13 protein-coding genes are annotated in these 13,166 nt (G+C 55.2%); 6 read left to right on the plus strand and 7 right to left on the minus strand.

Annotation, left to right across the window (positions count from 1 at the left end; translation table 11 throughout):
- Positions 1 to 5 precede the first annotated feature (5 nt).
- Both NSQ73_RS20955 and clpP read right to left on the minus strand, forming a co-directional pair.
- Positions 6 to 212, minus strand: coding sequence for a hypothetical protein (locus NSQ73_RS20955; RefSeq protein ID WP_042135564.1), 207 nt, complete (start codon positions 210 to 212; stop codon positions 6 to 8).
- Between the two features lie 18 nt (positions 213 to 230).
- Positions 231 to 848, minus strand: coding sequence for an ATP-dependent Clp endopeptidase proteolytic subunit ClpP (gene clpP / locus NSQ73_RS20960; protein ID WP_256704061.1), 618 nt, complete (start codon positions 846 to 848; stop codon positions 231 to 233).
- A 167-nt stretch (positions 849 to 1,015) separates the two neighbouring features.
- Here clpP and NSQ73_RS20965 point away from each other — a divergent pair, with 167 nt between their 5' ends.
- Together NSQ73_RS20965 and NSQ73_RS20970 are read left to right on the plus strand one after the other, a co-directional pair.
- Positions 1,016 to 1,777 carry a sigma-70 family RNA polymerase sigma factor gene (locus NSQ73_RS20965; RefSeq protein ID WP_340988006.1) on the plus strand — a complete coding sequence of 254 codons (762 nt, stop codon included), beginning with the start codon at positions 1,016 to 1,018 and terminating at the stop codon, positions 1,775 to 1,777.
- Positions 1,778 to 1,829: 52 nt separating this feature from the next.
- Positions 1,830 to 2,723, plus strand: coding sequence for an NAD-dependent epimerase/dehydratase family protein (locus NSQ73_RS20970; RefSeq protein WP_340988008.1), 894 nt, complete (start codon positions 1,830 to 1,832; stop codon positions 2,721 to 2,723).
- On the opposite strand, the gene NSQ73_RS20975 is transcribed toward NSQ73_RS20970, so the two are convergent.
- Positions 2,703 to 4,733: a methyl-accepting chemotaxis protein gene (locus NSQ73_RS20975; protein ID WP_340988010.1), complete on the minus strand. Its 2,031-nt coding sequence runs from the start codon at positions 4,731 to 4,733 to the stop codon at positions 2,703 to 2,705. The genes NSQ73_RS20970 and NSQ73_RS20975 overlap by 21 nt on opposite strands.
- Before the next feature lie 187 nt (positions 4,734 to 4,920).
- Between NSQ73_RS20975 and NSQ73_RS20980 the strand changes: the two genes are divergently transcribed.
- The 3 genes from NSQ73_RS20980 (at position 4,921) to NSQ73_RS20990 (ending at position 7,544) form a co-directional block, all read left to right on the plus strand.
- Positions 4,921 to 5,838, plus strand: coding sequence for a helix-turn-helix transcriptional regulator (locus tag NSQ73_RS20980; protein WP_340988011.1), 918 nt, complete (start codon positions 4,921 to 4,923; stop codon positions 5,836 to 5,838).
- Positions 5,839 to 5,901: 63 nt separating this feature from the next.
- Positions 5,902 to 6,420 (plus strand): DUF1761 domain-containing protein, encoded by a 519-nt coding sequence (locus tag NSQ73_RS20985; protein WP_340988012.1) that lies wholly within the window; start codon positions 5,902 to 5,904, stop codon positions 6,418 to 6,420.
- Positions 6,421 to 6,974: 554 nt separating this feature from the next.
- Positions 6,975 to 7,544, plus strand: coding sequence for a YdeI/OmpD-associated family protein (locus NSQ73_RS20990; RefSeq protein WP_340988013.1), 570 nt, complete (start codon positions 6,975 to 6,977; stop codon positions 7,542 to 7,544).
- Between the two features lie 979 nt (positions 7,545 to 8,523).
- Here NSQ73_RS20990 and NSQ73_RS20995 read toward each other — a convergent pair.
- Positions 8,524 to 8,931 carry a VOC family protein gene (locus tag NSQ73_RS20995; RefSeq protein ID WP_340988015.1) on the minus strand — a complete coding sequence of 136 codons (408 nt, stop codon included), beginning with the start codon at positions 8,929 to 8,931 and terminating at the stop codon, positions 8,524 to 8,526.
- A 114-nt stretch (positions 8,932 to 9,045) separates the two neighbouring features.
- Here NSQ73_RS20995 and NSQ73_RS21000 point away from each other — a divergent pair, with 114 nt between their 5' ends.
- Positions 9,046 to 9,264, plus strand: coding sequence for a hypothetical protein (locus NSQ73_RS21000; RefSeq protein WP_340988017.1), 219 nt, complete (start codon positions 9,046 to 9,048; stop codon positions 9,262 to 9,264).
- Between the two features lie 304 nt (positions 9,265 to 9,568).
- On the opposite strand, the gene NSQ73_RS21005 is transcribed toward NSQ73_RS21000, so the two are convergent.
- The 3 genes from NSQ73_RS21005 to NSQ73_RS21015 are packed head-to-tail and all read right to left on the minus strand — an operon-like array spanning position 9,569 to position 13,148.
- Entirely contained in the window at positions 9,569 to 10,735 is a 1,167-nt protein-coding gene (locus NSQ73_RS21005; RefSeq protein WP_340988018.1) for an N-acetylglucosamine-6-phosphate deacetylase, read from the minus strand.
- Complete coding sequence (locus NSQ73_RS21010; protein WP_081969917.1) at positions 10,732 to 11,511, minus strand: glucosamine-6-phosphate deaminase; 780 nt, start codon at positions 11,509 to 11,511, stop codon at positions 10,732 to 10,734. The genes NSQ73_RS21005 and NSQ73_RS21010 overlap by 4 nt, the downstream gene beginning before the upstream one ends.
- Positions 11,505 to 13,148, minus strand: a complete 1,644-nt coding sequence (locus NSQ73_RS21015; protein WP_340988020.1) for a response regulator transcription factor — start codon at positions 13,146 to 13,148, stop codon at positions 11,505 to 11,507. The genes NSQ73_RS21010 and NSQ73_RS21015 overlap by 7 nt, the downstream gene beginning before the upstream one ends.
- Between the last annotated feature and the right edge of the window lie 18 nt (positions 13,149 to 13,166).

Genomic DNA, 13,166 nt, shown 5'->3' on the forward strand with positions numbered 1-13,166 from the left:
ACTGTCTACTGCCCGAAACCGACACGCGGACGTTCCCGTTCTTTGGTCTGCACGTCTACGGCGCGGATCGAGGTGATTGGAATGTAGAGGGTCTGGTACTCCGTGCTGTACTTCACGAACCTCTCATCCAGCTCCTCCAGAACTCCTCCTCTGACACTGGTACCATCCAAAAAATGAATCGTTACTTCCTGCCCTTTCAATGCTGATAACATCTTAATCCGCTCCTTCGTCTACAGATGGGTAATAATTGTGTCGATGATCCCGTATTCCAGTGCTTCCTCAGCTGACATGAAATAATCACGGTCCATGTCCTTCTCCACCTTCTCCGCCGGCTGGCCGGTACGTTCCGCCGTAATCTGGACTATCTTGTGCCGGATTTGCAGAATACGTCTTGCGCTGATGGCGATATCGCTGGCCTGGCCCTGTGCACCGCCATGCGGCTGATGGATCATGATCTCGCTGTTCGGCAGCGCGGATCTCTTGCCTGTAGCTCCTGCCAGCAGCAGCAGCGAAGCGAAGGAAGCCGCAAAACCGGTGCAAATCGTATTCACCTGCGGTTTGATTACCTGCATCGTATCATAAATACCAAAGCCGGCGGTAGTCGAGCCCCCGGGGCTGTTGATGAACATCTGGATATCCTTATCCGGCTCATCCGCCGCCAGGAACAGCAGCTGGGCAATAATGCTGTTGGCCAGCCCGTCATCGATTGCCGCACCCACGAACACAATCCGGTCCTTCAGCAGCCGGGAATAAATATCGTAGGACCGTTCGCCTCTGGAAGTCTGTTCAATGACATAAGGTATAATACTCATTAGGTTGTGCCTCCTCTGATCTGTCTTAGTGTATATATCCTGTAGACGGACCAGGGAAGCTTAAAGATACGGGCATGCGGAATTCGGCGGGTATACAAGGATAGCGTATCTTTTACAAAGTGCCGTTCGTTTATATAATAGAAGCAATGGCTATATAAGCTGAATACAAGAAAATAACAAAAAGCACAAAGGAGAGGGCCAAGATGACGATTCTTGAACATCACCGTATGCCGGACAGGACGGATATGGATAAGCAAAGCCTGCAGGAGCTGGGGACTGCGCTGCACCGGTATTGCCTGTCGCTGACCCGTTCCGCCTTCGACGCTGAAGATCTGGCCCAGGAGACCTGGACCAAGGCACTCGGATACAGCAAGTTCACCTTGAGCCCCAATCCTGAAGCCCTGCTGCTGCGGATTGCCAAGAATACGTGGATTGATGCCGCACGGCGCAAAGGCTCCCTGCTCCGTGCGCTTGAACGTTCAGAAACCCCGGCAGATTCAGCCCTTGCACCGGCTGCGCAAGGAGACCGCACCGAAATCGAACTGGCCTTTCAGGCCTTGACCAAGCATCTTTCCCCTTTGCAGCGGACCGCCTTCGTACTCCGTGATGTTCTGGGCTATTCAGCCGCCGAGACAGCCGGAACCTTAAGCACTACCGAAGGGGCAGTCAAGGCGGCTCTGCACCGGGCACGCCTGGCCTTATCCAGGGTCCGGGAAGAACTGGCTGAGAATGAGGGACCCGCTCTTCCGCCGGATGCTGATTACCGGGCTTATCTCCGGGCGCTGGCCCATGCCTATGAGCAGGGTCAAATTCCGATGATGCTGGAGCTGCTCCGCCAGGAGACTGCTGCAGAAGTAACTGTTGCTGTAAGCACCACCACAGTGCATGCCCTGTATTCCGGAAGCGGAAGCTTCTCCTATCTGAATGGAAGCAGCACCTATGCCGGGCTGCGGATGGCAGCTTAACTTTATTCATTGGAATCTTAGCCCGCACACAAAACTTTAGGAGTGTAGCCAAATGAAGAAGGTACTTGTACTCGGAGGAACGCGGTTTTTTGGTAAAAGACTGGTGGAGCTGCTGCTCCGGGACGGGGACAGCCAGGTAACCATTCTGACCCGTGGTGTAACAGAGGATGATTTCGGTGACCGTGTAACCCGGCTGGCCGTGGACCGCACCGATGAAGCTGCGCTGGAGCGTGCTGTAAGAAATATAGACTGGGATATCGTCTACGATAATATTTGTTTCTCACCGGATGAGGCTGCGGCTGCGGTGCGGATATTTGCCGGCCGGACGAAGCGGTATATTCTGACTTCAAGCCTGTCTGTCTATAATCCGCAGCCGGATATCTTGACTGAAGCGGATTTCGATCCTGCACATTATCCGCTGAAGCTGGGCGGGAAGGCCGATTTCAGTTACCAGGAAGGCAAAAGACTGGCCGAGACCGTTCTGCTGCAGACGGCGGACTTCCCGGTGGCCGCGGTGCGGTTTCCAATTGTGCTGGGCACGGATGACTATACGCGCAGGCTGCATTTTCATATAGAGCATGTACAGGCAGGGCAGCCGATCGGCATCCCGAATCCGCAGGCGGAGATCTCGTTCATCCGTTCCGATGAAGCCGCTGATTTCCTGCACTGGCTGGGCAGTTCCACGTTGACGGGTCCGGTGAATGCCTGCTCGGACGGTACACTGACCATCGGCGGAGTTATCTCCATTGTTGAAGCGGCAACAGGTAAACCTGCCGTGGTACGGCGGGAAACCGCAGATTCGGACAGCTCTCCCTTTGGCATCGAAGAATCATGGGTCATGGATACGGCAAAAGCCCGCTCCGCGGGCTTCAGCTTCCTGTCATTATCCGGTTGGTTCCCGGAGCTGGTCACATCGCTGAATCATTCACTTCGCCAGCACCAGTAAATCAGCCTCCGATTCACTCCGCCCGTCTGCGGATGCGGATTCCTCCATCACCCGTAATACTCCAGACTGAGGCCGGTGAATTCCGGCTCCGGTCTTTTTTTCAGGCTCCGCAATTGTTCGGGCTTCTGACTTTGGTTCCGGCTTCTCCGATGTCTGGTCCGATGTCTTCTTCTCAGTTTTCTCTGCCATCTCCTCCACTTCTTTCGTATTCGTATTCTTCCTCGCAACTTCTGTCGCTTCTATCTTCGCTCCAGCCTTTGCCGCTGTTTCTTCGTCCACTCGTACTTCAGGCCCGTCCGCAATTTTGAACACATTGATCTCCCGGAACAGCCGCTGCGAGATTTCATGAATCTCCTCCGCCTGCCGTGCAATGTCGCTGATCGCCTGATCCTGCTGGGTGCTGGAGGCATTCACTTCCTGTACCCCGGCCGCTGTCTGCTCCGCCACGGAGGCTACGGAATGCACAGATTCGGCAAGGCGTGAATTGATCGTACGCGTCTGTTCCACCTTCTGGTGAATCTGCCCGATTTGTGTGCTGATGCCCGCAATGGATTCATCGATCGCCCCGAAGGATGCCAGTGTCTCCGCCACCTGATGATCCTGCTGCTCCAGACTTTCTCTGGTCTCCATCATATATCCCTGGAAATCGGCCATGCCGGCCTGAAGCTCCTGGATAATCCGGCTGATATGCACGGAGGAATCATTCGTTTGCACGGATAAATGTCTGACTTCATCGGCAATAACGGCGAAGCCTTTTCCCGATGCCCCGGCCCGCGCTGCCTCAATCGCAGCATTGAGCGAGAGAATATTCGTCTGCTTCGAAATCTCCGTGATTGAATTGGTGATGCGTGAAATATCCTTGGACTGGTTCACCAATTGCTCCAGCGCCACATAAACCTTGCTGATCGACTCCCGGGAACGCTGTGAAATCTGGCGCAGGGCAGTAACGGTATCTGAACCCTGCTGCGTATTCCGGTTAGCCGTTTCACTGGTCGCCAGCATCACATCTGTATACTCGGTAATATCCTGAACCCCGCGGGCCAGCTCCTCCAGCAGCAGCGTACTCTGCTCAGACTGAACAGCCTGCTGGTCGGCACCCAGCGAAATCTCCTGGATCGTCCGGACAATATCGCGGTTCGTATGCGCGGTAATCGCTGATGACTGCTGAAAAGAATGCGAATAGTCAGCCAGTGAACCCGCAGCAGACAAGGTCTGCCGCAGCATGCCCTGAACTCTGCCCACCATATGATCGAAGTGATGGCTCAGCCGGCCCAGCTCATCATTATACGGGGAGTTGATCTGCTGCCGCAGATCCCCGTCGGCAATCTGCCTGAGTGCAGCCTGCAGCCTGCCGACCGGCGACAGGAATGAGCGGATCAGCAGCCAGGCCAGCACCAGCATGAACAGGAACACTCCGCCTGCAGCATAGGCCACGATTGAGACCGTATCATCCAGCAGTTTAAAAGAAACCCCCTGCGCCTGCTCTGCATTGTCGGCGGCTGCCGTATACAGCTTACCATTTGTCTCAAGCATGGATTGATTCAGCGCAAGTGCCTTCGTATGTATATCATCAATCTGTTCCAATACAGTTAGTGGATCAAGTGTTTCATCCGACATTGCTCCGAGCAGTTCCGTAATGAATTCCCCATATTCTGCGGCCTGAGTGCCCAGAAGTCCAAGCATAGTGAATGCTGGTGTGTCCTGCTCAAATTCCACCTTGGCAAGTTCAGCCAACATCTGCTGCTGTTTCTCCTGTAATGGCTCCGCCAGCTCCAAATCACTAGATTCAGCGAAGGTAGTCTCCGCACGGTTCAGCTCCTGCAGCAGCTGGGTGATGGTTGAGACTGTAATTCTTTTCTCCATTTCGCTCTTCTGCTGTTCCATAGATAGCTCTACCTGGTTAATTTTATGTCCTTGGTACAGAGCCACGCCCAGAAAAATGAGCGTAATTGCCGAGAAACTGAAGATTAGCTTCCATTTCATCGAAAAGTGCAGCAGGTTCCCCTTCAAAAGTATCATCCCTTCATATCTAGCTTGTCTTTACAATAGGTATATTCTGCTAATATCCTCATTGTAGAAGCCGGATATTAACTGTTCTCTTAAGTTGTGTATGCTGAGCGTAAAGAATATGTTGCGAAACTGTTAACAAAACGTCAATATTTAAGGAAATAGAACCAATGGACGGGGATGTATACCTATGAAACTGGAACGGCTGATCTCTATAATCTATAAGCTTTTGAATCACGAGGTGTTGTCTGCGGCCATACTGGCTGAAGAGTTCCAGGTATCGCAGCGGACCATCTACCGGGATATCGATATAATCTGTGCAGCGGGCTTCCCGGTCGTATCGTATCAGGGGATGAAAGGCGGATATGGTATGATGGACGGCTACAAAATGGATAAAAGCCTGCTCGGCACTTATGATGTCAACGCCTTGATTACCGTGCTCCGCAGCCTTTCTACTGTGTTTGAAGACGGGCGTGCGCAGGGGACTATTGAGCGGCTGCAGACCATCGGACCGGAGCATCTGACGCAGAGCCTGTCCGTAGACCTCGACACCCTGCGGACGGAGCCCGATGCGCTGCGTCATATACGGACTGCCATCACCGGGCGCATAGTGATCCGCTTCGATTATATCGACACCATGAATGAACGAACGGCCCGTGACATCGAGCCGCTGCGGCTTCATTTCAAATACCGGAACTGGTACATTTACGGATATTGCCGCACCCGTCAGGCTTACCGCGAGTTCCGCCTGTCCCGGCTGATGAATTTGATGCTGACCGGGGATACTTTCGGACCGCACCCGGAGGTGCCGGAAGAGGCAGCTTCCTCAGAGCACACACGTCAGAACCAGCTGGAGGATGTAGTTATCCGGGTAAAGCCGGAAGCGTTGGCCGACGCGCTGGATCAGTTTCAGCAGATGGACAAGCAGTTTCACGAAGACGGAAGTATGACGATGCGCATTCCGGTATATCAGCCGCTCAGCGCACGCTGGTTATGGGCCATTCTGCTCAGTTTCGGCAGCGGTGCCGAGGTCCTCGAACCCATCCCCCTGCGCGCCATCATCCGAGAGCAGCTCCAAAACGCACTCAAACCTTATGAAGAAGTATGACACGCTGTTGTCAAACTTCTTTTTTTATGATGTAAGCAGACTTAAACACACGAGGAGGACATTATGTTTAATGTAATTCAGGAGATCAATTGGTTGGCTGTTGTGCTCGGGGCGCTGGCGTTGTCTTTGGTGGGAGGCCTATGGTTCACTGTGGTCTGGGGCAAGGCGTATGCCTACGCTCTGGGAAAAGAGCATTCGCCAAATGAAAACGGCGTTGCCGTCCTTAAGGAGGACGGTATCGGTTCAGCGGGAAATGGAAGGAATGTTAATCATACGAAGCAACATATGAATCCTTCTATTTCCAAAGAAAAACCGGCGCTCCGGTTCATCTTGGGTCCCCTGGTATGCGGACTGGTAACAACAGTGGCGATGGCGGTACTGTTCTATGCGTTCGAGATCGAAACCTTTGCCGATGCTCTCATCTTTGGCGGGATTGTCGGAGCAGGACTATTGGCGGCCACAACCGTGAATACCGGGATTAACCCCAACATTCCCCGGCCGCTGGTCTATGGACTGGTTAGCGGGAGCTATTTTTTCCTGTCCGGGCTGATTGTCAGTATAATTCTTGTAACGATGAGTTGAAAAGTCGATGTTGTTGTACGTTTTGCAACATTAATTCATAGTTACTGGGGTACCCGTAAGGATTCTTGTACGCGATACAACAATTTCCCCGTTTAGCCGCTTGGTGAAGGACAATTGATGCCTTTTGGGCAACAATTTTCGGTCAGGGCCGGTTCTCCACCACTGATTCACCTTTAAGCTATGCTGCCTGGTCTTCTTGTGAGGGCCAGGTTCGTACAACAGATCGCTCTGGAATAGGTGAATTTGGGCAGATAGCTGGAAATCAATTGTATGAAATACATCAGAATTGGTTTTAGCGCAGGATAACGCAGAATCTGTTGCAGAAAGTGCAATCAATGATGAGCTAGCTCTACCGTTCTCAAGCGGGTTACGCTTAGCGGATAGTTGAATATCTTGCAGGGACAGCTCGTTATAACTGTACAAACCGGCCTAGGAGAAACTACAGTTAGCACTTGAGCGGGAGTCTTCCCGCCATACAAACTGCCATTCATGTAAATCGTCCGTGCAGGTTCCTGTTCGGGCTATATAGTTGTCAGAAGGGAATGTACAGAACTATGAGTGCTGAAAATCTCATTGCGGCTACATCAAGGGAAGAGTTGCGGAACTGGCTGCTTATGAATAGTACGGCTGAACCCTTTTGCTGGGTCGAAGCCACTATGAAGCCAGTCCCGGGTACGCTGCTGTACCTGGACGCCGTTGAAGAAGCTTTATGCTTCGGCTGGATCGATGGAGTGAAGAAGATGAACGCTGAAGCGAAGCTGGTGCAGAGATTGTCTCCCCGCAGCAGACGGAGTTCATGGACTGAGCTTAATAAAGAGCGTGTCCGCCGCCTGGAGAAGCTGGGCTTGATGCGTGATGAAGGACGGCGGGTCCTTCCTGATATGGATATCCGTTCTTTTAGAATAGACAAGGTTATCGAAGAGAAGCTGAAAGAGGATACGCAGGTGTATGAGAACTTCATGGCCTTTCCGGCGCTCTACCGGCGGGTGCGGATCGATACCATACAAAGCTATATCCATCAGCCTGAAGTATTTCAGCGCAGACTGGAGAAATTCATCGCAAACACCAGAGCCAATACAATGTACGGCCAATGGCATGATAACGGGCGCCTGCTAGAGTACTAGGTGAAGTCCTGCTTTACTAATTGTATTCGGAGAAGTTGGCGGGAGAGTGACTTAGGGGGCTGATGGGGGCTGATGGGGACTCGCGGGGACTGGGCGAGACTCGGTGGGGCTGGGCTGGGCCGGGACTCGGCGTGGGCTGGGCGGGACTCGGCAGGAGCTGGGCGGGACACGGCGAGGCTGGGCGGGACACGGCGAGGCTGGGCGGGACACGGCGGGGACTTGGCAGGACTCGGCGGGAGCTGGGCGGGACTTGGCGGGAGCTGGGCGGGACTTGGCAGGACTCGGCGGGGCTTGGCGGGACTCGGCGGGAGCTGGGCGGGACTTGGCAGGACTCGGCAGGACTCGGCGGGGCTTGGCGGGGAATGAATAGCTTCACGAGCGTATACGATCGTGAATAGGACTGAGAGTCCGCTATTTGGGCAAAATAGCGTCTTCTCAGTCCGCATTCCCCTGCTGATCGCCATCTGCTGAGCTAACGGTCCTGCCACGCCAAGGCAATTCGCTCCAGAACACCACCAGTAATCTGTCTTTCAGGTACGCCTCCTCCATTCTACAATGCCCGGCTTGGTACAATCTCAGAACTAATGAAGTGAGTTCATTATTTCATGCAGAATCTATGTATTCGGTTTCAGCTTCAACCGGAAACTTAAAGGATAGTTGTACATTGTACAACTAAAAACCGCGAAAAGGCAGGCTCGCCTCTTATAACTGTATTCTGTACAACTATATCTGCCCGAAGCGGCGTAAACCATCTATATTGGGCATTTTAATTGTACGAAATACAACTAAACAGATAACTGGTTGGAAATCCGACGATTTAGTTGTACAAAGTGCAATTAAGCGTACCGCGTACCGTAATCGTGTCACTGCAAACCCGGCTAGGCCTAGGAGAACTCTCACCATATTCCTTTAGAATTAAACAAAAAACAAGCCCCCGTAGCGGAAGCCTGTCCTCATGCACACCTATATCCACACTATGCTATTGCGCGTTCTCATCCATATACATGACTTCCCACAGATGTCCGTCGATATCCTGAAAGCTCCAATTGTACATAAACCCATGGTCTACCGGATCATTGAACGGTTTCCCGCCGGCCCCAAGTGCCTTATGCACCAGCTCGTCCACCTCTGCCCTGCTTGCTGCGGAGAAGGCGAGAATGACCTCCGTGTGTCCGGCAGTATCCACAACCGATTTCGAAGTGAAGGTGTTAAAAAATTCTTTGGTCAGCAGCATGGCGAACGTGTTGTCATTAATGATCATACATGTTGCGTTCTCATCCGTGAATTGCGGGTTGAACTCAAATCCGAGCGCGGTAAAAAAGTTGATCGAATCCTGCAGATTACTCACCGGCAAATTAACAAAAAGCTGGCCTGCCTTATATCCCACTTTCTAATCACCTCTGCATCCATGGAGTGTGTTCCGCACCATTATAGCATGAACTTGTCTCAGGCAAAAAGTTGCGGTGGTGGTGCGATCGCGGGGGCAGATGTAGGTGCAGGTGTGTTAGCTAGTGCGGATGCGGGGGCAGTTGCAGATGCGTTAGTTAGTGCGAGTGCGGATGCGGGTGCGGGTGCGGGGGCAGGTGCGTTAGCTAGTGCGGATGCAGATGTAGGTGCAGTTGTGTTAGCTAGTGCGGATGCAGGTGCAGGGGCAGGTGCGTTAGCTAGTGCGGGGGCAGGGGCAGGCGTGTTAGCTAGTGCGGATGCGGGGCAGATGTAGGTGCAGTTGCGTTAGCTAGTGCGGATGCGGGGGCAGTTGCAGATGCGTTAGTTAGTGCGAGTGCGGATGCGGGTGCGGGGGCAGGTGCGTTAGCTAGTGCGGATGCAGGTGCGGGGGCAGGGGCAGGTGCGTTAGTTAGTGCGAGTGCGGATGCGGGGGCAGAAGCAGATGCGTTAGTTAGTGCGAGTGCGGATGCGGGGGCAGGGGCGTTAGCTAGTGCGGGTGCAGTTGCAATCGCGGGTACAGGTGCGCGTGCGGGCGCAGCACCCCGCAGCCCCTCCCGGCGAATAGCTACCGCCGGGCATCAGCCCCGGCGGTACACCCATTCGCCGGCTTTGCAGAGCGCCGCCAGCGCCGGCCCCGCGCTGCCCCGGCGGAGCAGCGCAATATCCGCCGGCGCGCCGGCGGCCAGGCCCGCTGCCTCCGGCAGGGCCATGAAGCCTGCCGGGTGCACGGACGCCATGTCCCAGGCGTCCGGCAGATCGGCCAGGCCCGCGGCGCTAAGGCGCGCAATGTGGCGCAGCAGCATCTGCGCCGAACCGGCCAGCAGCCCGGGCTGGCCGGCGAGATGCAGCCGGCCCTCCGGGGTCAGCACGACGCGGCCGCCGACCGGCGTGTCGTAGCTGCCGGGCGGCAGGCCGGCGAGGGCAACGGCATCGCTGATCAGCAGTGCCCGGCTGCCCTTGACCTTCATCGCCACCTTCAGCACCTCATCCGGGAGGTGGAAGCCGTCGGCGATTAGAGTGCACCACAGCTCTTCTTCCGCGAGCTGGGCCCACAGATAATTCGGATGACGCGGCAGTATGGCATGCGCCCCATTGCCGAGATGCGTGGACAGCCGTGCTCCGGCAGCGGCCGCCTCCGAAATCTGCGCCGGGCTTGCCGAGGTGTGCCCGATGGAGACCGTCACGCCCTGCCGCACGCAGTGGCGGATGAACTCCGCACTTCCTTCCCATTCCGGGGACATCGTCACGATGGAGATCCGCCCGCCTGCCGCCTCCTGCCACTGGTCGAACAAGGCCGTACTCGGCGGACGGATATGCTCCAGACTATGCGCTCCGCGCGGACCGTCTTCGGGCGAGAGAAATGGCCCCTCCAGATGGATGCCGCCAATCGTGGCAGCGGCGGCAGCATCCTCTTCACAGGCCCGGGCAATCGCCCGCATGGCGCCGTGAATCGTATACGCAGCACCGGTGATCACGGTCGGATAGCAGGTGGTTATACCTTCGGTCCACAAGGCGCGGATGGCTTCCTTGACAGCCTCCGCGGTCAGCACCGGATGATTGAAGTCATGTCCCCCATAGCCGTTGATCTGCAGGTCGACCAGGCCGGGTGCAGCTACCGGTAGCTCCAGTAGTTCGTCCGGCGGCAGCAGCGGTCCATCCAACGGTTCAATGGCAGAAATAATGCTGCCCTCCAGATGGATACGGACCGGTTCGCCTGTACGGTAATGCAGCGCATCCACAATCATCGCACAACCGCTCCGAAGGAATCCGTGTCCACAAACAGCCGGCAATCCCCGTGGCTGCGCAGGATTGTGGACGGACAGGCCGTGGAGACAGATTCATGCAGCGTGCGGGTAACTGCTCCGCGCTTCGTCGGACCCGGGACCATGCAGAACAGCCACTTGGCAGAGAGCAGTACAGGAATCGTCAGGGTCAGTGCCTGCTGCGGGACCTCCTCCAGACTGGCGAAGCATCCGTCATTCACCTGCTGGGTGCGGCAGGCGGCATCGAGGGTCACCGCTTTGACCAGCCGGGGATCATGGAAATCCGCAACCGGAGGGTCATTGAAGGCCAGATGGCCATTCTCGCCAATGCCGAGGCAGACAATATCGATGGGAGCCTCCGCCAGCAGCCTGCCATAACGCTCACATTCAGCCTCAAGCTCTGCGGCAGGATTGATATAATGAACCCTGCCCGGCTTCACCTTGTCGAACAGCGCTTCCCGGAGGAAGCTGCCGAAGCTCTGCGGCGAGCCTTCCGGGAGTCCGAGATATTCGTCCATATGGAAGGCCGTAATCCGGCTCCAGTCCAGATCCTTGGCTGCGGCAAGCTCGGCAAGGAATTCATTCTGGGAAGGGGCGGCGGCGAAAATAATTCTTACGAAGGTCTTGGACGCCAGCAGCGCCCGGATCGCCGCGGCTGCTTCACGCCCTGCCGCAGATCCCAGCAGCTGCCGGTTCTCAAACACACGGACAAGCATGGAACCTGCCATTTCGGTATGGATTGGTGTCACTTTCAGCATGAGTAGTTCCTCCCTGTGCCTTGTGGTTGTCCGTTCCTTGTTCCTTCCTCACCCCGGAATTCACCCGGAGTGAAGCCTGTATGCAGCTTGAACAGCTTGGTGAAATAGCTTTTGTTCTCGTAGCCCAGCTGCTCGGCGACCTGCTCCACACTTTGCGGAGACTGGTCCAGCAGCTCTTTGGCATGCTCCATCTTGGTGTGGGTGACATAGTGAATGAAGCTCATCCCGGTTTCTTTTTTGAACAGGCGGCTGAAATAGCTCGAATTCAGATGAGTGTATTCGGCTACCTCCTCCAGCGTAATTTTACGGTTCAGATGCCTGTCCACATACTGCTTCACCTTCTTGATCTCATCCCGCCGTGTCTCCTGGTACATCTCCCGGATCACCGGCAGACGTTCATAGAAGAATTGCAGGGACCACTCTTCCAGGCTGTCAATATGCTCAATGGCAGTGATAGTGTCATGCAGCATCTCCAGGGAAAAGGTTGACTGGAACTGTTGACGGGCCATCAGCCGCATCTGGTTATCATAGAGCAGCTTGAGCACCCATTCCTTGACCTGGCGCGGAGCAAAGCGCTTCACACGGATATAATCCATCCATTTGGACAGCAGCTCCTCCAGCCGCCCGGCCGATTCCTCCAGGAACGCATCACGGATCTCCCGGGAGGCTTCGGTGTAATGCAGAAACAGATCCTCAGCGGTGAACGGCTGGAGCTCCTTCAGCCCGGTCAGCTCGCCCGGCTTCAGATAGAAGGCATTCTCCCGCCCCTGAGTAAGCAGCGTTATGATCCCTTCACGGAAATGCCCGCTGCCAGGCGGAATACACAGATATTGAAAGGATGCCCCTACCCCCGGCATGCTCTGAACCGCAGAACGCAGCTTGCCGAGCATGGAGATATGGCCGGCACTTGCGCCATTGCCCATCCCTCCGGTGAAGACCAGCACGCAGTCCCGCCCGCTGTAGGGCAGACATACGGCGGCCGTTCCATCCTGAAGCACTGCTTCGGCGGCAGATTCCACCAGTGCCATTAGCGCAAGATCATCCCGGACCGGCTCCCCGGTACTGCCGCTGACCCGGCATAGAACGGCTACATTCGCCGTCAACTCGGGTACAATCCCCAGCTCGGCGGCATCCGGAAGCCATTCGGTATCCGGCAGCTCCCGGGAGGCAATCCGCCGCAGCACACTCTGCTTCAGCAGCACCTTTTGATTCTCCGCCATGCTTTTCCATTTCAGCGTCTGGGCTTTGTCCGCATCCCTGCGCCGCAGCTCATCGCCAATCTCCTGCAGCAGACCGGTAATCAGCTCGCGGCTGATCATCTCCTTGAGAATGTAATCGCTCACCATCAGCTTTACCGCCTGCTGCGCATACGTGAAATCATCCATACATGACAGCACCACAACGCGTAAATCTTCGTTCATCAGCTTCAGCTCACGGATCAGCTCAATGCCGTCCATATAAGGCATGCCAATATCCGTTATCACAATATCAGGCATACCGGCCTGCGCTTTCTCCAGGGCAACCAGACCATTTTTGCAGGCCGAATGAAGGGTCAGTCCAAGCTCGTTCCAGGGAATTACAGCCGAGAGAAAGTCCAGCACCGGATAATCATCATCCACCAGCATCACGCTATACATCGTTCTCACTCTCCCTTT

Origin of the sequence: Paenibacillus sp. FSL R10-2736, from assembly GCF_038000245.1 — a bacterium.
Classification (GTDB): Bacteria; Bacillota; Bacilli; order Paenibacillales; family Paenibacillaceae; genus Paenibacillus_AQ; species Paenibacillus_AQ phytohabitans.